The organism is Hydrogenophaga sp. T2 (genome assembly GCF_049843535.1).
GTDB lineage: Bacteria > Pseudomonadota > Gammaproteobacteria > Burkholderiales > Burkholderiaceae_C > Hydrogenophaga > Hydrogenophaga crocea.
This window is the reverse complement of record NZ_JBBHZJ010000002.1, coordinates 13,273-32,209: the sequence shown is the minus strand read 5'-3', so window position 1 is coordinate 32,209 and position 18,937 is coordinate 13,273. Positions and strand designations below refer to the sequence as shown.

Genomic DNA, 18,937 nt, shown 5'->3' with positions numbered 1-18,937 from the left:
GCTGCCGATGTTCGCGAGCAGTTGTGCATTGATGGTGGGACTGTCGTGAATCTAGGGGAGAAGCAGTCTGTTCGAGTGGTCGCAGGTGTCGCAACTCGCACTGTTGGCCGCTTCGATCAGCCTTGCCGTCTGATTGGCACTTTGTCAGCGTAGCCCAGGGCCGCAGAAAGTTTCGCACCTTCCTCCTTCAGCAAGGTCACACAAGCATCGACGCGCTGTGCGTCCATTCGAACGCTGGGGCCAAAGACGGCAAGAGACCCTTTTACACGTCCGTTGCTGTCGAAATAGGGCACAGCGACGGCCACGGCACCCTGTATCAGTTCATCACGACTTATCTCGTATCCCCGTTCTCGTATGGCCGCGAGCTGCTTGAGATAGCTCGCAACGTCAAACTGGGTTGCACCCTTGTCCTCCAGATACACCTCGGGCAAGGCTGTGTGCGCTAGGATCACGCGGCCGCTGGCGCCCAGGGTCACGTCTGTGCTGTACCCAACTCCGCGCTTGAAACTCAAAGGCTGCGCACTTGGCAACTCGGCAACACAAGTGCGGCTGCGGCCTTGATGGACCAATAGAGATACCGTCTCACCCGTTGCTTCCCAAAGCCGGCGCATCATGGGCTGCGCCACGCTGGCGATGTCCAAGCCCGCTCCCCACACGTGCGCCAGATTGGCCACCGATGGGCCGAGCTCGAATCGCTGCGGCTCACCCGACGAGACGATGAAGCCCTTGTGCTCCAGCGTGCGCAGCAGTCGGTACAGCGTGGGGCGACTCAGGTTCACGCGCCGGGCCAGTTCCCCAGCCGTTAGCCGGTGGTCGGTTGCCGTGAATGCCATCAGGATGTCCAGCGCCCTGTCCACCGCGCGGACACCTTCCCCTGCTTTTTCAGCCGTTTCCATGCTTTGTGCTCCTGACAACCGGCGATTGTCGATCTTACGGAATCGATATGTCCATCTGATGGACATGATGTCTGGCTGTTGACATAGATCAAGTGTGTCCACATAATGAATCAACTGTCCATCAGGAGGACATATTTCATGTGGAGACACAAGCAATGAACAAGGAAATGTCGGAGACCCTGACCCGCGTGGGTCCTGGCACCCGCATGGGCGAACTGCTGCGCCGTTACTGGGTGCCCGCGCTCGCATCGAGGGAAATCGCCGAAGCCGACGGACCGCAGGTACGCGTGCAACTGCTGGGCGAAAAGCTGCTGGCCTTTCGCAACACGGAGGGCCGCGCCTGCCTGATCAGTGAGTTCTGCTCGCACCGTGGCGTATCGCTGTACTTCGGTCGCAACGAAGAAAACGGCATTCGTTGCGCGTACCACGGCGTCAAATTCGACGGCGACGGCAAGTGCGTGGACGTCCCGTCTTCGCCCCAGTCGTGCGCGCGCATGCACATCAAGGGCTATCCCTGCGTGGAGCGCGGCGGCATTGTCTGGGCGTACATGGGTCCAGCCGAGCACCAGCCCGCCCCGCCCGAAATCGAGTGGTGCACACTGCCCGAGAGCCACGTGTACGTGTCCAAGCGGCTGCAATACAGCAACTGGCTGCAGGCGATGGAAGGTGGCATCGACACCGCGCACGTGTCCTACGTGCACCGCTACGAGGTGGACACCGACCCGATGCACCAGGGCGTGAAGGCGCTCGACTACATCAAGGCCGATGGCAACGTGGTGTTCGAGATCGAAAAAACGCCATACGGCCTGGGTCTGTTCGGCCGTCGCAATGGCGAGCCCGACTCCTACTACTGGCGCGTCACGCAGTGGCTGTTCCCCTGGTTCACGCTGATCGCGCCTTTCGGCGAGCACGCACTGGGTGGCCACGTGTGGGTCCCCATCGACGACCACCATTGCTGGGCGTGGAGCATCAACTGGCAGCCCTTCCGTCCGCTGACCGACGAAGAGCGTTCGGCCATGGAGGCAGGTCAGGGCATCCACGTGGAGTACGAGGCCCCGGGTAGTTTCGTCCCCAAGGCCAATCGCGACAACGACTACCTGATGGACCGTGTGGCGCAGCGCGAGAAGCGTTCGTACAGCGGCGTGTTCGGCTTCTCCGCGCAGGACTACTCCCTGCAGGAAAGCATGGGCCCGATCCAGAACCACGAGGCCGAGCAACTGCTGCCCACCGACAAGGCCATCGTGATGGCGCGTCGCATGCTGGCAGAAGCCGCAACGGGAATTGAACAGGGGATCACTCCTCCTGCGCTGGACGCCAGCCAGCAGCGGGTGCGGCCCGCCGGCGTCCTGCTGCCCAAGGAGCAGAACCCCGTCGAGTGGGCCAAAGAGCATCTGGCCAACAGCATCGAGAAGCCGGTTTTCACTCTGTAAGGGCCTGAGCCGGCCACACACACCAACCATAGGAGACAAGACATGTTCCCACGCCGATCCCTTCTCGCCGCCGCCCTGCTGGGTGTGGCCGCCGCCAGCCCCTCGTGGGCTCAGAGCGCGGCCGACTGGAAGCCCATCAAGCCGGTGCGCATCATGGTGCCCATCGTGGGCAGCACCAACGACGTGCTCGCCCGCCTGGTGGCGCCCAAGCTGCAGGAGGTGTTCGGCCAGCCCTTCGTGGTGGAGAACAAGGGTGGCGCGGGCGGCAACATCGGCGCGCTGGACATCGTGCGCTCCGCGCCCGACGGCCACCACCTGCTGGTGGGCTACAACGGGCCGCTGGCCATCAACGTGAGCCTCTTCAACAAGATGCCCTACGACCCGATGAAGGACCTGGCGCCCATCACGCTGGCGGTGAAGTCGCCCCAGTATCTGGTGGTGAACCCGGCCACGGGCATCACCAGCGTCAAGGAATTCATCGCAACCGCCAAGACGAACCCGCAGAAGTTGAACTACGGCTCGGTCTCGGTGGGCAGCGCCTCGCACCTGACGATGGAGATGATGAAGTCGGAGGCCGGCTTCAACATCACGCACATCCCCTACCGGGGCGCCGCACCCGCGGTGTCCGACCTGGTGGCCGGCATGGTGCAGACCGGCTTCTTCGTGCCGGGCAACGTGCAGGGCTTCGTCAAGGAAGGCAAGCTGCGCTTGCTGGCCAGCACTGGCCTGAAGCGATTCCCCAGCACGCCCGATGTGCCCACGCTGGCGGAGTCGGGTCTGAAGGACTTCGAGGCCACTTCGTGGATCGGCTTCCTCGCGCCGGCGGGTACGCCGCCGCACATCATCAAGCGCTACAACGAAGAGATGGTGAAGATCCTGAAGTCGCCCGACATCCTGGCCCGCCTGCACGAGATGGAGTTCGAGGTGGTGGCCGGCACGCCGCGCGAGTTCAGCGCCTGGATCTCGTCTGAGATCACGCGCTGGGGCAAGGTCATCAAGGACAACGGCATCAAGCTGGATTGAGGACAGGCATGGCATCGTTGCGACTGGCCGGCCGCGTGGCCATGATCACGGGCGGGGGCGCCGGCATCGGCGCGGCCGCCTCCGCCCTGTTCTGCCGCGAGGGCGCGGCGGTGGCGATGGTGGACGCTGACGCGCAGGCGCTGGAGCGCACGCGCGCGGCGATCCTCGAAGCGCAGCCCGAGGCGCGCCTGTTGTGTGTCGCGGCCGACGTGTCGGACCCGGCGCGAGCGCAGGCCGCAGTGGCCCACTGCCTGGACGATTGGGGCGCGCTGGACGTGCTGGTGAACAACGCCGCCATGCGCAACTACCTGCCGGCGGCCGAGGTGTCGCCCGCCGACTGGCAGGCCATCGTGTCGGTGAACCTGGCGGGCATGTCCAACTACTGCCAGGCCGCGCTGCCGGCGCTGCGCCGCTCGGGCGCGGGCGCCATCGTCAACGTGTCCTCCTGCTACGCTGTCACCGGCCGCAGGGGCATGGCGCTGTACGACGCCACCAAGGCCGCACAACTGGCCTTCACACGCACCTTGGCGTTCGAGGAATCGGCGCACGGTGTGCGCGTCAATGCGGTATGCCCGGGATCCACGTTGACCGATTTTCACGTGGGCCGCGCTTCGGCGGCGGGCAAGAGCGTGGAACAGCTCAGCACCGAACGCAAGGACACCTCGCTCATAGGACGCTGGGCGCGCCCTGAGGAGATTGCCTGGCCGATCCTGTGGCTCGCCTCAGGCGAGGGTTCCTTCATCACCGGCACCACGCTGATGGTGGATGGCGGCCTTCACATCATGTGAGGGATAGGCGATGACGACTGCCACCCTCAAGGCCCGCGTCCATTGCCTGCGTTACGAGGCGCGCGACGTGGTGAGCGTCGAACTGCGCCCCGAGCACGCGGGGGTGGTGTTCCCGCCGCACGCGCCTGGTGCGCACATCGACCTACACCTGGACAACGGCCTAGTGCGCAGTTACTCGCTGCTGAACCCGGCCGGTGAGACCGGGCGTTACGTGGTCGGCGTGCTCAAGGACCGCAAGAGCCGCGGCGGTTCAGTTTTCGTGCATGAGCAGTTGCGCGTGGGGCAACTGCTAACGATCTCGGCACCGCGCAACAACTTTCCTCTGCACGATTCGGCCGCGCATTCGGTGTTCGTGGCCGGCGGAATCGGCATCACGCCCATCCTGTGCATGCTCGACCGCCTGTCTGCCTCAGGGCGTTCGGCTGACCTTGTTTACTGCGCGCGCTCGCGCGCAGATGCGGCCTTCCTAGAGCGCCTGAACGAGCTAGCCTCGCCCACGCTGCGCGTGCACTGGCATTTCGACGACGAGGCGGGTGGGCCCCCGGACCTGCGCGAACGGCTGCGTCCGTTTGCCAAACACAGCCACTTCTACGCCTGCGGACCCGGTCCGATGTTGGACGCCTTCCTGTCGGCTTGCGAAGTGCTGGAGTTGCCTAACGCGCATATCGAACGCTTCGCGGCTGTGCCGACACTGACCGCGTCGACCGAGCCCACGACCTTCACCCTGGAATTGCGTCGCAGCACGCGGCGTATTGAGGTACGTGCCGACTGCTCGGTGCTGGACGCCATGCTGGAGGCAGGACTATCGCCCGATCACAGTTGCCGCGAGGGGCTTTGCGGCGCTTGCGAAACGCGCGTTCTTGCGGGCGAAGTGGAACACCTCGACAGCATCCTTACCGAAAGCGAACGTGCGGCGAACAAATCCATGATGATCTGCGTCTCTCGATGCAGATCTAGTGTTCTGGTGCTTGACGCCTAGGACGCTTGGTACTCAAGTCGCAGTCACCTTAACAAGGTCTCTGTGAAACCGGCAGCAGCCCAGAGAGCTGGTGGAAGTCCGTGGCGCACTTACGAAGCTGGATTCGCTCACTCCCGTGAGGCGACGCCTAACCCTTCGCTGGAGCGGGACCTCCACCGGAATGGCACTCGGCCCTCGAAGCGCTCGATATCGTCATCCGATTGGCGGGCCAAGCGCCATCCAGGTGCCGGCCCCTCAGCTCAAACGTTGAGCGTCCGCTCCGGAAGTACCCCACCGCCTGCTCCTGGCCGATAGCGGCAGTCTAGCCACACCCCAGCCCCCGGCAAGATTTCGCTCTAGTCGTTTCGTGGAAGAACGACTGCAACGGGGTACTTGGCGCCCACTTAGAGCTGACTATCGACCGGCAGCAACCGCTGCAGTGCGGACTATGGCGCGCTGCCTTAGCTTCAGCATGCTGGCGCGTCCCGTGGCCCAAGGAAACGGATGCGTTGGGCTGACCGATGCTTGGTTGCGCGGTCGAACCAGCCTTGACTCGGGCGAGTTCACATCGTTGGCAGACCTGTCGATCCGGACCTATTGGGATCGGCCGAATCCCGGATTTGAGAGAAAACCTCTCGTGGCCCGCCCAAGAGGGCCACTCCCGGTACTTTTGAGAGCCGAGAGAGATCTCCCAGCCCCTCGCAACCCCGCACCACGCCTAGCGTTCGCCCAACAAAAAGCCCCTGCACTGCAGGGGCTCCAGACTCGCTGGCGGTGGTCCTAGGCTACGCCGAACCCGTCTCAGGGGCATGTGCACACTCGAGTCGCTGGTTGTGATGCATCGAGAATTTCGCTGTGGTAGCAATTGAGCACTCGCTTTTCGCCAGCCTTTAAAAAAAAGCGCGCGCGCACGCGCGCACGCGCGTTTTAGAGAGGAGGTATCGCGGTGGCAGTTGGCAAGCAGGTCCACTGGCCTTGCGTAGCGATAGCCGGGTAGTCGGGTGCCCAGGCGTACCCCATCAGAGTACGGCCACCGATGAACTGATGGATGGCTCATCGGAAGTGGGCTCGGATGCAACTTTGATGAGGTATGAGGCAGCCAGCTGGTTTGGCCGTGCTCGTTGTGCCGGCAGCGAGGATCCGCGCGTTCGCCATGGGTCGTGTCGCCTTTGGCTGCCTGCGTTGTGCTTTCCTAGTCTTGGTCTGAGTCGACGGCTTGTCGTTGTTGGGCCCTGCGGTTCCCGATAGGGGAACCGCAGGGGGGAACCGCAGGGGGCACTTGCCGCTGAATAGTGCTGATTCAGCTTTCGCAGTCGCTAGCAGGTACCCATATCTCGCTCCCCGCTCTTGTCCGGAGGGTAAGGGCCCGCGGTGGGGCGGCCTGAGTGGCGACCATTCAGTTTCCTGTCGCGCGACGGGTCCAGCCCTGCAGTTGCGCGGCAGCATGGTTGTCAAAGCTCATCGTGCATCCCCCGTCAAATTTGCATATGCGGATTTCTCGCTTGGGTTAAGGCGTCGACCTGCCTAAGGTGCGGGGCGGCGTCCGATCCCCCGCACGGGTCGGATCGACCGACACCATGACCCGACTCACCCTGCACACCGCCGAATCCGCCCCCCCCGCCAGCCAACCCTGGATCGAGCAATCCGTTCGCCACAACGGCTACCTGCCCAACCTGATCGGGGTTCTCGCGAACGCGCCGCTCGCGCTCGAGGCCTACTTCACGCTCGGTGCGATCAACGCGCGCGCCAGCCTCACGCTGGCCGAGCGCGAGGTGGTGCAGATCACCGCCGCGCAGCTGCACGGTTGCGACTTCTGCGTCGCCGGCCACAGCGCGGTGGCCTTGCGCAAGGCCGGTCTGGACGCTGCGTCGGTGGTGGCCTTGCAGCGTGTGGCGGCCACGGGCAATGCGCGGCTGGACGCGGTGCAGGCCTTCACGCAGGCGGTGATCGAACACCGTGGCGCGGTGCCCGACGGGGCCTTGCAGGCCTTCCTGTCCGTGGGTTTTGACCAAGAGCAGGCGCTCGAGGTGGTGCTGGGCGTGAGCCTGGCCAGCTTGTGCAACTTTGCCAACAGTCTGGCCCAGAGCCCGGTGAACCCGCAACTGCAGGCCTACCGAGCCGGCGTGCTGCGCGCGGAGCACAGCGATGAACCCCACGCCGCCTGAGGCCCTGCTGCCGTTACTGGCGCAGGCCGACGTGCTGGACCACGACGCCTCGCTGGCCGCTCAGGTGGTGCCTGCGTTGGGCCGCAGCGGCGTGTTGCGGGTGGGGGTGCCGCGCGAACACGGTGGTGATGGGGGCACCACCGGCGACGCGATGGAGGCCATCGCCTCGGTGGCCGCGCATTCGCTCACCGCGGCCTTCGTGTTCTGGGGCCAGCGCGCCAGCATCGAGTACCTGCTGCAAAGCCCCAACGCCGCGCTGCGCGCCTTGTGGCTGCCCCGCTTGCTGGCGGGCGAGGTGGCCGGGGCCACCGGTCTGTCCAATGCCATGAAGTTCCTCTCGGGCCTCGAGGCCCTGCAGGTGCAGGCCACGCCGGAGCCGCAGCCCACGGGCGCAGCCTTGCACCGGCTCGATGGTCAGGTGCCCTGGGCCACCAACCTGCGGCCCCAGGGCTTCCTCCTTGCGGTGGCGGTGGAGCGACGCGACAGCGGTCCAGCCTTTATTGCGGCCCTGCCGTCGGACCGCGCGGGCCTGCAACGCAGCGACGATCTGGACCTCATCGCGCTGCGCGGCAGCAACACCGCTTCGGTGCGCCTCACGCGGCTGACCTTGGGCGAGGCCGACCTGATCGCGCCCGACGCACGCGCGTGGCTGCCCGCCGTGCGCCCGGCGTTCCTGGCGCTGCAATGCGGTTTGTCCGTGGGCCTGGCGCGCGCCTCGCTCGCGGCGGCGCGCGCGCAAGGCGGTCCTGCGCGCTCGGTGCTGCGCGAGCCGCTGGCGCGCGTCGAGCACGGCCTCGCCGAGGCCGTTGCCGGGCTCAAGCAGGGCCTGCAGACCGGCCAGTTCGCCGCCCAGCCGGTGCCGCTTTTCGAGCACCGCATCGCACTGGCGCACCTGGCGCTGGCCGCGGTGCAGCTCGAGCTACAGGCCAGTGGCGGGCGCGCCTACCACAGCGATGCGCCGCTGGGCTTTGCGCGGCGCTGGCGCGAGGCCGCGTTCCTGCCCATCGTCACGCCCAGCCTGACCCAATTGCAGGCCGAGCTCGACAAGCGCGCCGCCGCCCTGGCCCGCGACCGCGCCGCGGTGCCGGCGGAGATCAGTGGCGCATGAGACTCACGCTGTCCACCGCGCCTGCCGGCGCTGCGGCCCCGCTGGTGCTGCAGGGCGAGGCACTTGGGCACGCCTACGGAGCGCAGGCGTCGGTGTTCGAGGGCGTGTCGCTGGGCGTGCGGGCGCGCGAGATCGTGGTGCTGCTGGGCAGCAGCGGTTGCGGCAAGTCCACCCTGCTGCGTGCGCTCGCCGGCCTGGCGCCGCCCACCACCGGCGCGGTTCGCTTCCTGGGCGAACCGCTGCTTGCGCCACACCCGCGATCGGCGGTGCTGTTTCAGCAGCCTGGCCTGCTGCCGTGGCTGGACGTGGCCCGCAACGTGGGCTTCGGGCTGGACTTCCGCCACCAGCCGCACCTGCCCCAGGCGGTGCGCCGCGCGCGTGTGGACGCGGCGCTCGACGCGGTCGGCCTCGGGCAACGCCAGTCGCTGTGGCCATCGCAACTGTCGGGTGGCATGGCGCAGCGCGTGGCGCTGGCGCGGGCGCTCGCGCGCGAACCCGTGCTGCTGCTGGCCGATGAACCGTTCTCGGCGCTCGACGCCGTCACCCGAACCCAGATGCAGGCGCTGCTGGTCGAGCTCGTGCACCGCTGGCACACCGCGGCGCTGCTGGTCACCCACGACATCGACGAAGCAATTCGTGTGGCCGACCGCATCCTGCTTATGGGCCCGCCCGCGCCCGGCGAGCCGGCACGGCTGCTGCGCGAGTGGCAGGTGCGTGCCCCTCACCCGCGCGGCTCTGGGCGCGATGGCGCCGCCACCGCCGCCCTGCGGGACGACATCCTTGCCGCGCTCCACCACGGGCATGCGCCCGCCCTGATCCCTTGACGCCGCTGGCCGATCGACCCATGAACGACACCCTACGCTACACCCACCTGTGCGCCACCCCCGCTTGCGGTTGCGGCTTCACCCGGCGCGACCTGCTTCGCCTTTCGGCTCTGAGCACCGCGGGTCTGGCCGCGCCGCTGCTGGCCGCCGGCGATGCGCGGGCCCAGGCCTTCAAGGGCGACGACCAGCCGGTGCGCATCGGCTACCTGCCCATCACCGACGCGACGCCGCTGCTGGTGGCGCATGGGCGCCAGCTGTTCGAGGCCGAGGGGCTGAAGGCCGAGGCCCCGCGCATGTTCCGCAGCTGGGCGCAAATCGTGGAGGCGTTCGTGTCGGGCCAGGTGAACGTCATCCACCTGCTCACGCCCGCGGCGCTCTGGGTGCGCTACGGCTCGAAGTTCCCCGCCAAGATCGTGGCCTGGAACCACGTGAACGGTTCGGCGCTCACGGTGGCGCCGGCGATCCGGCGCGTCGAAGACCTCGGCGGGCAGACCGTGGCGGTGCCGTTCTGGTACTCGATCCACAACATCCTGGTGCAGCGCCTGTTGCGCGACGCGGGGCTGGAGCCGGTGACGCGCCCGCGCGGCAGCAGCATCGCGGCCCGCCAGGTCAACCTGATCGTGCTGCCGCCGGCCGAAATGGTCTCGGCCCTGGCCACGCAGGCCATCGCGGGCTTCATCGTGGCCGATCCGTTCAACGCCGCGGCCGAGATCGCGGGCGTGGGCCGGGTGCTGCGTTTCTCGGGCGATCTGTGGAAGAACCACGCGTGCTGCATCACCTTCCTTGCCGAGCGCGACACCAGCGAGCGGCCCGAGTGGGCCCAGCGCGTGACCAACGCCATCGTCAAGGCCCAGCTGCACACGCGCCAGAACCAGCTCGACACCGCGCGCCTGTTGTCCAACGCGAGCGAGCAGCGCTACACGCCGCACCCACTGCAAACCCTCATCAAGGTGCTGGCCGCGTCCGACTACGCGGGTTACGAAGCGAGCGGCGTGGTGCGCCACAAGGATTGGCGCCAGCGGCGCATCGACTTTCAGCCCTACCCATTCCCCAGCTACACCGAGGCGCTGGTCCGGGCGGTCCGCGAAACGCGCGTGGAGGGCGACACCGGTTTCCTGCAGGCGCTCGAGCCGCGCTTTGTGGCCGGCGACCTGGTCGATGACCGCTTCGTGCGCCGGGCGATCCAGGCCGTGGGTGGCCCACAGGTGTTCGGCCTGCCCGCCGACCTGCAGCGGCGCGAGGTGTTCGGCGCATGAAGCGCTTGGGGCTGCCGCTGGCCGGCCTGCTGCTGGTGCTGCCCCTGTGGTGGGCGGCCACGGCCTGGCTGCAATTGCGCACGCCCATCGCGTCGGCCTTCGCGCCCGATGCCACCGCGCAGGCGCTGTGGCGCCTGGCGGGCGATTCGCAGCTGGGCTGGCATGTGCTGCATAGCCTCAAGCGCGTGGCGGTGGGCTTGGCGCTGGCGCTGGTCTGCGGCGTGCCGCTGGGGGTGCTGGTGGGCCTGTCGCGGCGCTTCGCGCGCGGGACCTCGGCGCTGTTCCAGTTCCTGCGCATGGTCTCGCCCCTGAGCTGGATGCCGATCGCGGTGATGGTGCTGGGCGTGGGCGATGCGCCGGTGTACTTTCTGCTGGCGTTCGCCGCGGTCTGGCCCGTCATGCTCAACACCGCAAGCGGTGTGGCCCTGCTCGATCCGCACTGGTTGCTGCTGGCGCGCAGCCTGTCGGCCACGCGCAGCGAAACGGTGTGGCGCGTGGTGCTGCCCGGCATCACGGCCGACATCCTCACCGGTGTGCGGCTGGCCATCGGCGTGATCTGGATCGTGCTGGTGCCGGCCGAGATGCTGGGCGTGTCCGCGGGGCTGGGCTATTTCGTGCTCGACACGCGCGACCGCCTCGCCTACGACGAGCTGATGGCCGCGATCGTGGTCATCGGTGCCCTGGGATTTGCGCTCGACTGGCTGGCGCGCGCCTTGCACGCCCGCTGGAGCGGCCAGGCCGCGGCCGCGGCCGCGGCCGAGGGCGCCTGACAGTCCAACAACCGCCGGGAGGCCCACCATGTCCGCCATCGCCACCTTCGATCCGCAGGGCCGATTGCTCGGCCTGTCTTCTTGCACCGATCAGGCCTGCGCCGTGGCCGAGGCGCGCGGCGTGCGTTGGGGGCCGCAGGTGAAGCCGGCGCTGCTGCGCCGCTGGCTGGGCGTCGGCAGCAGCGAGGAGATGCAGCGGCTGGTGCCGCGCCTGCCCGACGTGGCCCGCCGCGAGATCGTGAGCGAAGAAGCGGGTGGCCTGCTGGTGCACCACGGCGTGGTGCTGGTGTGGTTGTGCGCGCCCGAAGGCCCGGCGGGCCTGCTGCTCGAGGCGGGCGACGGCCTGTACCTGCCGGCCGGTGTGCCCCACGCGGTGGACGCCAGCGGCCCGGGGCCGATCGAGGTGCGCCGATTCACCGCGGGCGGCCGCGGCTGGTTCCCGCGCGCCACCGGCCAGCGGTTGCCGGCCGCCCTGCCGCGTGCGCCCGCCCTGATCGAACGGCTGTTGGCCGAGCTGGGCGAGGAGCTGCTGGACGGCGACACGGGCTGAGCCCGTGCCGCGTTCAGCGCGGGCCTTGACCCGCGAGCCGGCGCACCACCGCGATGAAGCGGTCGACCTCTTCGGTGGTGTTGTAGAACGCCAGCGATGGCCGCACCGTGGCCTCGAGCCCGAAGCGGCGCAGGATGGGTTGCGCGCAGTGGTGACCGGTGCGCACGGCAATGCCCTCGGCATTGAGCGCGCAGCCCACCTCTTCGGTGCTGTGCCCCGCGAGCACGAAGGACAGCACACTGGCCTTGTGCGCCGCCGTGCCCACCAGGCGCACGCCCGGGATGGGCCGGAGCTGCTCGGTGGCGTAGTCCAGCAGCGCGTGTTCGTAGGCGCCGATGGCTTCGATGCCAATGCGCTCCACGTAGCGCAGCGCGGCGCCCAGGCCCACCGCGTCGGCGATGTTGCCGGTGCCGGCCTCGAAACGCGTGGGCGGGCCGTGGTACACGGTCTTCTCAAAGGTGACGTCGGCGATCATGTTGCCGCCGCCCTGCCAGGGCGGCATGCTGTCGAGCACCTCGCGCCGCCCGTACAGCGCGCCGATGCCGGTGGGGCCAAAGACCTTGTGGCCCGAAAACACGAAGAAGTCGGCGCCCAGCGTGCGCACGTCCACGCGCAGGTGGCTCACCGATTGCGCGCCGTCGACCAGCGTGGTGATGCCGCGCGCCTTGGCCAGCGCCACGATCGCCTGCACCGGCACCACCGTGCCCAGCGCGTTGCTCACTTGCGTAACCGCCACCAGGCGGGTGCGTGGCCCCAGCAGGCGTTCGTACGCTTCCAGGATCACCTGGCCGGTGTCGTCCACCGGAATCACCCGCAGCCGCGCGCCGACCTGGGCCGCCAGCTGTTGCCAGGGCACGATGTTGGCGTGGTGCTCGAGGTGCGAGACCACGATCTCGTCGCCCGCCCCCACGTGCCGCACGCCCCAGCTCTTGGCCACCAGGTTGATGGCCTCGGTGGTGCCGCGAACGAACACCACCTCATCGGCGGAGGCCGCGCCGATGAAGCGGCGCACGGTTTCGCGCGCCTCTTCGTAGGCGTCGGTGGCGCGTGCGGCAAGCTCGTGCGCGGCGCGGTGGATGTTGGAGTTCTCGTGCCGGTAGAAGTGGGCGATGCGGTCGATGACAGCCTGCGGCTTGTGCGTGGTGGCGGCGTTGTCGAACCACACCAGGGGCCGGCCGTTCACCCGCTCTTGCAGGATGGAAAAGTCGCGACGCACCGCGTGCACGTCGAACGACGTGCGCTCGAAAGCCGGTCCGGTGGCCGACCGCGGTTCGTGCGCGGGGAGGTCGAGGAAGTAGAAGCCGGCGGCGGGCACCGGCGTGGTCGTGGGCTTGGGCGTGGCCTCAAGAAAGTAGTAGCCGCCCGCGGGCGCTGGCGCGGTGACCGGTGGATGGGCCGTGGGCACGGCCCGGGGCACCTCGGGAATGCCCAGCGCGTGCCCGCCGAGCCGGCCGTCGACGCCCGGCGCAGCGGTCAGCGCGTGGTCGGGCAGGCCATTCGGTGCCTGGGCGTGCGGCACCAGCTTGGGTGCCGAGGCCGCGGCGTTGGCGGGCGCGCTGGGCGAGTCGGGCGCGGCCTGCTGGCCGGGCGTGGAGCGGAAGAAGGCATTGGCCAGTTGCGCCAGCGTGGCCGGATCGGGCAGGCCGGGCGGTGGCGTGGGCACGGGGGTTTTCGGCAGGGCCATGGCTCAGGCGCGCCTCATTTGTAGGTGTTGGGGTAGTCGTGGTACTTGCCGATCTCCACCTCGTCGAGCACCGCGAGCGCGTCGGGCGTCTGGACCGCGAGCGAGCAGTAGAGCGAAATCAGGTACGAGGCGATCGCGTTGCGGTTGATGCCCATGAAGCGCACCGACAGGCCCGGGCTCTGTTCGCCCGGCAGACCAGGCTGGTACAGGCCCACGACGCCCTGGCGCTTCTCGCCCACGCGCAGCAGCAGGATCTTGCTCTTGCCATCGGCCACGGGCACCTTGTCGCTGGGAATCAGCGGCACGCCGCGCCAGGTGAGGAACTGCGAGCCGAAGAGGCTCACGGTGGGCGGCGGCACGCCGCGGCGCGTGCACTCGCGGCCGAAGGCCGCGATCACCAGCGGGTGGGTCAGGAAGAACGCCGGCTCCTTCCACACCTTGGTCAGCAGTTCGTCGAGGTCATCGGGCGTGGGCGCACCGGTCAGCGGGTACACGATCTGATCGGGGTGCACGCTGGCGAGCAGGCCGTAGTCGGGGTTGTTGATGAGCTCGCTTTCCTGCTTCTCCTTGATCGTTTCGATCGTCAGGCGCAGCTGCTCCTTGATCTGGTCGTGCGGGCTGCTGTAGAGGTCGCTCACGCGGGTGTGCACATCGAGCACGGTGGACACCGCGTTGAGGAAGTACTCGCGCGGCTTCTCGTCGTAGTCCACGAAGGTGGTGGGCAGCTCGCTTTCGTCGCGCTGCGCGCACAGCACCTGCACGTCCTGCGGGTTCTTCACCTGGTTGAGGCGGTAGATGCCCGCCTCAACCGGCAGCCACTGCAGCAGCAGGGTGAGCCAGCGCGGGCTGATGGTTGCCAGCGTGGGCGCGGTCTTGGTGGCGTTGGCGAGTTGGCGTGCGGCGTTGTCGCCCAGCGCCAGCTGGGCGGATGCGTGCGTGTCGGACATGAAGGCTCCGTGTGGACAGGGAAGGGATCGGAAGGAGGGCCGTCAGCCGGCCGCGCCGTTTTCGCGCGAGCGGGCCTGGGTGAGGTGGGAGCCTGGGGCCACGTCGTGCGTGACCCAGAGGTTGCCGCCGATGGTGGCGCCGCGGCCGATGGTCACGCGGCCAAGCACGGTGGCGCCGGCGTAGATGACCACGTCGTCTTCGACCACCGGGTGGCGCGCAAGACCCTTGGCGAGGTGGCCGTTGGCCTCCACCGGGAAGCGCTTGGCGCCCAGTGTGACGGCCTGGTAGACGCGCACGCGCTGGCCGATGACCGCGGTCTCGCCAATCACCACGCCGGTGCCGTGGTCGATGAAGAAACCCGCGCCGATGCGCGCGCCCGGGTGGATGTCGATGCCCGTCTCGCCGTGCGCGATCTCGGCCACGATGCGCGCGATCAGCGGCACGCCCAGCACGTGCAGGCGGTGCGCGATGCGGTGGTGGATCATGGCGTGCACGCCCGGGTAGCACAGCAGCACCTCGTCGACCGAGCGCGCCGCGGGGTCGCCCTCGAACGCGGCCACCACGTCGCTGTCGAGCAGGGTTCGGATGGCCGGCAGGTCATGCGCGAAATCGCGCACCAGCGCGGTGGCGCGGGCGCGCAAGGCGGTCTCGTCGGGCCGCTGCTCGCGGTCCTGGTGTTGCAACGCCAGCAGCACCTGGCCTTGCAGCGCGTGCAGCGCCACGTCGAGGGTGTGGCCGACGTAGAAGTCTTCGCTTTCCTGGCGCAGGTCGGGCGGGCCCAGCCGCATCGGAAACAGCGCGCCGCGCAGTTGCCCGACGACACGCGCGAGCTCGTCGCGCGAGGGCAGCTCGCGTCCCCCGGGCTCAAGCGGCCGGCCGCGCGCCACGCGCCAGCGGCGGCGCGCTTCCGCGAGGTCACCGACCACCGTGCCGAGGTCGAAGGCGTCGGTGGCGTCGAAAGGGATCGGGGGTGTTGCGCCCATGGTGCGGTCCCCGGTCAGTCCTGGACCCAGGGCAGGCCGTGGTGGCGCCAGCCGTCCTGGTGGCCGCGCTGCTGCTGCGCGTCGATCTCGCCCTCGAAGCCCTCGAGCACGTTGTAGACCTGCGTGAAACCGGCCTGGGTGGCCGCTTGGGCGGCGGCGGCCGAGCGCTTGCCGCTGCGACACAGCAAGAGCAGCGGCTGCTGCTTGCGACCGGCCTTGGTTTCGAGCTCGCGCAGGAACCGCGGGTTGCGGGTGAGCGCGGTGCCGGTGGCCCAGGCCACGTGCAGGCTGCCGGGCACGTGGCCCACGAAGTGGCGTTCTTCGCCACTGCGCACATCCACCAGCAGGGCATGGCCGGCCTGGTGCAGGTCCCAGGCCAGGGCGGGAGGCACGCCACCGGCGTGCGGCAGACCCTGGGCGCGGGCCTGGGCGTGGATGTGCTGCAGGGTTTCGAGCGGAGATTCGACGTCGGTTGTCATGGGGTCGTCCTGGTTGGGGTTAGAGCGTTCATGCCTCGCGGGGCACTGTAGAAGCGCGGCTCACTTTCACGAACCACCGTTTTTTCCTGATCTCATGAAAGAAAGATATGAGCCAAAAAAAAGCCGGCCGGTGCCACCCCACCCCAGGAGACCACCAGGGCCCGTTCCATCGGCACCGGCCGGACCCGACGCTCAACACGCCTCGGGTCAAGCCATGCTAGGGTCGCGACGGGCGCCGGCCAACGAAGGCATTCGCCTATGCATATGAGAGCCCGCCGAACAACGGCGCTGGCCGGTGTCAGCGCAGGATGCCCCAGCGCCGCACCGTGAGCCGTTCAACGGTCTGGAACACCACGTTCTCGACCAGCAGGCCGATCAGCACCACCATGGCCAGGCCGGCAAAGACCTTGTCGGTGTAGAGCTCGTTGCGGTTCTGGAACACGTACCAGCCCAGGCCGCCGCGGCCCGAGGAGACGCCGAACACCAGCTCGGCCGCGATCAGGGTGCGCCAGGCAAAGGCCCAACCGATCTTCAGGCCCGACAGGATGGCGGGCAGTGCCGAGGGCACGAGGATGTGCCACACATATCGCGGTCCGCGCAAACCATAGTTGCGCCCGGCCATGCGCAGCGTCTGCGGCACTGCCTCGAAGCCCGAGTAGGTGGCCAGCGCCAGCGGCCACAGCACCGAGTGCACCAGCACGAACACCAGGCTGCCATTGCCCAGCCCGAACCACAGCAGGGCCAGCGGCAGCAGGGCAATGGCGGGCAGGGGGTTGAACATCGCGGTGAGGGTGCCCAGCAGGTCGCGCCCGATCTGCGTGGAGACCGCCAGCGAGCTCAGGACGAATGCCGCGACCACGCCCAGCGCATAGCCTTGCAGCAGCACACTCAAAGACAGCCGAGCGCGCAACAACAGCTCGCCACTCGCCAGCCCGTCGGCGAAGGCACGCACGGTCTGGGTAAAGGTGGGCAACAGCAGGTCGTTGTCCTGCCAGCGCGCGAGGGTTTCCCACAGCAGCGCGAGCGCGATCAGCACCAGGCCTTTGCGCAGCCAGCCCTGGCCCCAGAGGCGAGTTGTCCAGGGCAGGGGGCGCTCGGCCGGCGTGTCGGTCAGCGGGGGCAGGGCGTGCAGGGTGGTGGTCATGGGGCCGATTCGTCGAACAGCAGCCCATGGATGTGCTGCACGGTTTCCTGGAATGCCGGGCTGCCCGCGCTGTCCAGGCCGAAGGCCTGGGCCTGCACCTCGGCGCGCAGCCGGCCTGGGTGCGGGGTCAGCACCCCCACGCGGCTGCCGATCACCAGCGCCTCCTCGATCGAGTGCGTGACGAACAGCAGGGTGAAGCGGATTTCTTCCCACAGGGCCAGCAGCTCTTCTTGCATGCGCCGGCGGGTGAGTGCGTCCAGCGAGGCGAAGGGCTCGTCCATGAGCAGCACCCGGGGCTGCATGGCGAGCGCGCGCGCGATGGCGACGCGCTGCTTCATGCCGCCCGAAAGCTGGTGCGGGAAGGCGTGCAGGAAATCGCCCAGGCCCACGCGGCGCAGCACCGACAGCGCGCGCTCGCGCGCGGCTTCGGCCGGCAGGCGCCGGCTCACCTGCAGCGGGAACAGCACGTTGTCGAGCACGGTCTTCCAGGGGGGCAGCTGGTCGAACTCCTGGAACACCACGATGCGGTCGGGACCGGGCCCGCGCACCGGCACGCCGTCGAGCGTGATGCAGCCTTCACGCGGTGCGATGAAACCGGCCGCGGCCTTGAGCAGTGTGCTCTTGCCGCAACCCGAGGGCCCGAGCAGCACGTAGCGCTCACCCTCGTGCACCGAAAGGCTGACCCGGTGCGTGGCGCGCACCACGTGGCGGCCGGTGGTGTATTCGAGCGACACCCCATCGACGCCGAGCAGCGCCGGGGCCGGGGTGCCCGGCCGCGTGACACTGGCGGGTCGCGGCGCGACCACCGGTTCGCGCAGCAGCTCCTGCACCGGGGTGCCGAAGAAGGCGTGCGTGGCGTGGGGCGCAACCATGACCCGGGTCCTTCAGTTGGCGGCCGCGTTGTGCGGATCGTCGAAGAAGTACTCGCGCGCCGACGCGGGCTTGTTCTTGATCGCGCCCACCTGGTGCATGAACTCGGCGAGCTTGTAGGTGTTCTGCGGCGCGAGCTGGAACTGCACCTCGGGGCTCTTGATGATGGACAGCAACAGATTGCGGTCGAGCTGGCCCTGGTTCACGCGCAGGTAGATGTCGGCCGCGGCCTCGGGGTTGGCCTGGATGAAGCGCGCCGACTCGGCCAGCGCGTCGGTGAAGGCGCGGTAGGTCTTGGGGTTGTCCTTGCGGAACTTCTCGGTGGCGTAGAGCACCGTGGCCGACGACGGGCCGCCGAGCACGTCGTAGCTCTTGAGCACGATGCGCGCGTTCGGGTTGGCCGCGAGCGACTGTTCCTGGAACGGCGGGTTGCCGAAGTGGCCGGTGATCTCGGTGCCGCCCTTGATGATCGCGGCGGTGGCGTCGGGGTGCGGCACCGCGACCTGCAGCTTGTCGAGGCGGTTGTAGTGCTCGGCGCCCCAGCGCTGGGCCGAGGCCAGCTGCAGCACCCGCGACTGCACCGACACGCCGACCGCGGGCAGCGCGATGCGGTCCTTGTCGGTGAAGTCGGCGATGGTCTTGACGGCCGGGTTGTTCGACACCAGGTAGTACGGGAAATTGCCCAGCGAGGCCACGCCCTTGACGTTCTGGCGGTCCTTGGTGCGGTCCCAGATGGTGAGCAGCGGGCCCACGCCGGCGCCGGCGATGTCGATCTGGCCCGACAGCAGCGCGTCGTTCACGGCGCTGCCGCCCGACAGGCGAACGAACTCGACCTGCACCGGCTGGCCGAGCTTCTCGCCGGCCTTCTCGATGAACTTCTGCTCTTGCGCCACGTTGAGCAACAGGTAGACCACACCGAACTGCTGCGCGATGCGGATGCGGCCCTCGGCGTGGGCCGACAAGGGCAGGGTGGCGGCCAGCGCAAGGCCGGTGGCGGTGATCCAGCGGGACCAGGTGAAACGGGACATGCCATCAACTCCAGGGTAAGGACACAGGTTCTT

At 68.4% G+C, this 18,937-nt stretch carries 18 protein-coding genes; 10 read left to right on the top strand and 8 right to left on the bottom strand.

All coding sequences use genetic code 11. The features are described from left to right. Positions 1 to 116: 116 nt before the first annotated feature. Positions 117 to 896: an IclR family transcriptional regulator gene (locus WDZ95_RS03730; protein ID WP_166223239.1), complete on the bottom strand. Its 780-nt coding sequence runs from the start codon at positions 894 to 896 to the stop codon at positions 117 to 119. Positions 897 to 1,051: 155 nt separating this feature from the next. On the opposite strand from WDZ95_RS03730, the gene WDZ95_RS03725 reads away from it, so the two are divergent. The 10 genes from WDZ95_RS03725 (at position 1,052) to WDZ95_RS03680 (ending at position 11,768) form a co-directional block, all read left to right on the top strand. Further along, positions 1,052 to 2,326 carry an aromatic ring-hydroxylating dioxygenase subunit alpha gene (locus WDZ95_RS03725; protein ID WP_166223242.1) on the top strand — a complete coding sequence of 425 codons (1,275 nt, stop codon included), beginning with the start codon at positions 1,052 to 1,054 and terminating at the stop codon, positions 2,324 to 2,326. 42 nt (positions 2,327 to 2,368) lie between these two features. Then, on the top strand, positions 2,369 to 3,349 hold the full coding sequence (locus WDZ95_RS03720; protein WP_425776303.1) for a Bug family tripartite tricarboxylate transporter substrate binding protein: 981 nt from the start codon (positions 2,369 to 2,371) through the stop codon (positions 3,347 to 3,349). Between the two features lie 8 nt (positions 3,350 to 3,357). Then, positions 3,358 to 4,137, top strand: coding sequence for an SDR family NAD(P)-dependent oxidoreductase (locus WDZ95_RS03715; protein ID WP_166223248.1), 780 nt, complete (start codon positions 3,358 to 3,360; stop codon positions 4,135 to 4,137). A 10-nt stretch (positions 4,138 to 4,147) separates the two neighbouring features. Then, positions 4,148 to 5,116, top strand: coding sequence for a PDR/VanB family oxidoreductase (locus WDZ95_RS03710; RefSeq protein ID WP_166223250.1), 969 nt, complete (start codon positions 4,148 to 4,150; stop codon positions 5,114 to 5,116). Positions 5,117 to 6,672: 1,556 nt separating this feature from the next. Then, on the top strand, positions 6,673 to 7,260 hold the full coding sequence (locus WDZ95_RS03705; RefSeq protein WP_425776301.1) for a carboxymuconolactone decarboxylase family protein: 588 nt from the start codon (positions 6,673 to 6,675) through the stop codon (positions 7,258 to 7,260). Further along, a complete protein-coding gene (locus WDZ95_RS03700; RefSeq protein ID WP_425776299.1) occupies positions 7,241 to 8,368 on the top strand; it encodes an acyl-CoA dehydrogenase family protein in 1,128 nt (375 codons plus the stop codon). The genes WDZ95_RS03705 and WDZ95_RS03700 overlap by 20 nt, the downstream gene beginning before the upstream one ends. Further along, entirely contained in the window at positions 8,365 to 9,192 is an 828-nt protein-coding gene (locus WDZ95_RS03695; protein WP_425776297.1) for an ABC transporter ATP-binding protein, read from the top strand. The genes WDZ95_RS03700 and WDZ95_RS03695 overlap by 4 nt, the downstream gene beginning before the upstream one ends. A 20-nt stretch (positions 9,193 to 9,212) precedes the next feature. Next, positions 9,213 to 10,448 (top strand): ABC transporter substrate-binding protein, encoded by a 1,236-nt coding sequence (locus tag WDZ95_RS03690; RefSeq protein ID WP_425776295.1) that lies wholly within the window; start codon positions 9,213 to 9,215, stop codon positions 10,446 to 10,448. Next, on the top strand, positions 10,445 to 11,218 hold the full coding sequence (locus WDZ95_RS03685; protein ID WP_425776293.1) for an ABC transporter permease: 774 nt from the start codon (positions 10,445 to 10,447) through the stop codon (positions 11,216 to 11,218). Before WDZ95_RS03690 ends, WDZ95_RS03685 begins: the two co-directional genes overlap by 4 nt. Positions 11,219 to 11,246: 28 nt before the next feature. Beyond that, the gene (locus tag WDZ95_RS03680; RefSeq protein WP_287470139.1) at positions 11,247 to 11,768 is read left to right on the top strand and encodes a hypothetical protein; all 522 of its coding nucleotides are present in this window, start codon (positions 11,247 to 11,249) and stop codon (positions 11,766 to 11,768) included. 13 nt (positions 11,769 to 11,781) lie between these two features. Here the strand turns inward: WDZ95_RS03680 and WDZ95_RS03675 are convergent, their stop codons facing one another. The 7 genes from WDZ95_RS03675 to WDZ95_RS03645 all read right to left on the bottom strand — a co-directional run bounded on the left by WDZ95_RS03675 (position 11,782) and on the right by WDZ95_RS03645 (position 18,904). Then, entirely contained in the window at positions 11,782 to 13,452 is a 1,671-nt protein-coding gene (locus tag WDZ95_RS03675; RefSeq protein WP_425776291.1) for a family 2A encapsulin nanocompartment cargo protein cysteine desulfurase, read from the bottom strand. A gap of 14 nt (positions 13,453 to 13,466) precedes the next feature. Further along, complete coding sequence (locus WDZ95_RS03670; protein ID WP_287470137.1) at positions 13,467 to 14,399, bottom strand: family 2A encapsulin nanocompartment shell protein; 933 nt, start codon at positions 14,397 to 14,399, stop codon at positions 13,467 to 13,469. Between the two features lie 42 nt (positions 14,400 to 14,441). Then, complete coding sequence (gene epsC / locus WDZ95_RS03665) at positions 14,442 to 15,383, bottom strand: serine O-acetyltransferase EpsC (protein WP_425776289.1); 942 nt, start codon at positions 15,381 to 15,383, stop codon at positions 14,442 to 14,444. Between the two features lie 14 nt (positions 15,384 to 15,397). Further along, the gene (locus WDZ95_RS03660) at positions 15,398 to 15,862 is read right to left on the bottom strand and encodes a rhodanese-like domain-containing protein (protein ID WP_425776288.1); all 465 of its coding nucleotides are present in this window, start codon (positions 15,860 to 15,862) and stop codon (positions 15,398 to 15,400) included. Between the two features lie 298 nt (positions 15,863 to 16,160). Continuing rightward, a complete protein-coding gene (locus tag WDZ95_RS03655; protein ID WP_287470133.1) occupies positions 16,161 to 17,006 on the bottom strand; it encodes an ABC transporter permease in 846 nt (281 codons plus the stop codon). Next, the gene (locus WDZ95_RS03650) at positions 17,003 to 17,878 is read right to left on the bottom strand and encodes an ABC transporter ATP-binding protein (protein WP_425776286.1); all 876 of its coding nucleotides are present in this window, start codon (positions 17,876 to 17,878) and stop codon (positions 17,003 to 17,005) included. Before WDZ95_RS03650 ends, WDZ95_RS03655 begins: the two co-directional genes overlap by 4 nt. 12 nt (positions 17,879 to 17,890) lie before the next feature. Continuing rightward, the gene (locus tag WDZ95_RS03645) at positions 17,891 to 18,904 is read right to left on the bottom strand and encodes an ABC transporter substrate-binding protein (protein ID WP_287470131.1); all 1,014 of its coding nucleotides are present in this window, start codon (positions 18,902 to 18,904) and stop codon (positions 17,891 to 17,893) included. Between the last annotated feature and the right edge of the window lie 33 nt (positions 18,905 to 18,937).

What these genes read in the sequence shown, in the direction of transcription:
- WDZ95_RS03645 (WP_287470131.1), bottom strand. Translation starts at nt 18,904, where the DNA reads ATGTCCCGTTTCACCTGGTCCCGCTGGATCACCGCCACCGGCCTTGCG.
- WDZ95_RS03675 (WP_425776291.1), bottom strand. Translation starts at nt 13,452, where the DNA reads ATGGCCCTGCCGAAAACCCCCGTGCCCACGCCACCGCCCGGCCTGCCC.
- WDZ95_RS03725 (WP_166223242.1), top strand. Translation starts at nt 1,052, where the DNA reads ATGAACAAGGAAATGTCGGAGACCCTGACCCGCGTGGGTCCTGGCACC.
- WDZ95_RS03655 (WP_287470133.1), bottom strand. Translation starts at nt 17,006, where the DNA reads ATGACCACCACCCTGCACGCCCTGCCCCCGCTGACCGACACGCCGGCC.
- WDZ95_RS03705 (WP_425776301.1), top strand. Translation starts at nt 6,673, where the DNA reads ATGACCCGACTCACCCTGCACACCGCCGAATCCGCCCCCCCCGCCAGC.
- WDZ95_RS03700 (WP_425776299.1), top strand. Translation starts at nt 7,241, where the DNA reads ATGAACCCCACGCCGCCTGAGGCCCTGCTGCCGTTACTGGCGCAGGCC.
- WDZ95_RS03670 (WP_287470137.1), bottom strand. Translation starts at nt 14,399, where the DNA reads ATGTCCGACACGCACGCATCCGCCCAGCTGGCGCTGGGCGACAACGCC.
- WDZ95_RS03685 (WP_425776293.1), top strand. Translation starts at nt 10,445, where the DNA reads ATGAAGCGCTTGGGGCTGCCGCTGGCCGGCCTGCTGCTGGTGCTGCCC.
- WDZ95_RS03710 (WP_166223250.1), top strand. Translation starts at nt 4,148, where the DNA reads ATGACGACTGCCACCCTCAAGGCCCGCGTCCATTGCCTGCGTTACGAG.
- WDZ95_RS03690 (WP_425776295.1), top strand. Translation starts at nt 9,213, where the DNA reads ATGAACGACACCCTACGCTACACCCACCTGTGCGCCACCCCCGCTTGC.
- WDZ95_RS03695 (WP_425776297.1), top strand. Translation starts at nt 8,365, where the DNA reads ATGAGACTCACGCTGTCCACCGCGCCTGCCGGCGCTGCGGCCCCGCTG.
- WDZ95_RS03680 (WP_287470139.1), top strand. Translation starts at nt 11,247, where the DNA reads ATGTCCGCCATCGCCACCTTCGATCCGCAGGGCCGATTGCTCGGCCTG.
- WDZ95_RS03650 (WP_425776286.1), bottom strand. Translation starts at nt 17,878, where the DNA reads ATGGTTGCGCCCCACGCCACGCACGCCTTCTTCGGCACCCCGGTGCAG.
- WDZ95_RS03720 (WP_425776303.1), top strand. Translation starts at nt 2,369, where the DNA reads ATGTTCCCACGCCGATCCCTTCTCGCCGCCGCCCTGCTGGGTGTGGCC.
- WDZ95_RS03730 (WP_166223239.1), bottom strand. Translation starts at nt 896, where the DNA reads ATGGAAACGGCTGAAAAAGCAGGGGAAGGTGTCCGCGCGGTGGACAGG.
- WDZ95_RS03660 (WP_425776288.1), bottom strand. Translation starts at nt 15,862, where the DNA reads ATGACAACCGACGTCGAATCTCCGCTCGAAACCCTGCAGCACATCCAC.
- epsC (WP_425776289.1), bottom strand. Translation starts at nt 15,383, where the DNA reads ATGGGCGCAACACCCCCGATCCCTTTCGACGCCACCGACGCCTTCGAC.
- WDZ95_RS03715 (WP_166223248.1), top strand. Translation starts at nt 3,358, where the DNA reads ATGGCATCGTTGCGACTGGCCGGCCGCGTGGCCATGATCACGGGCGGG.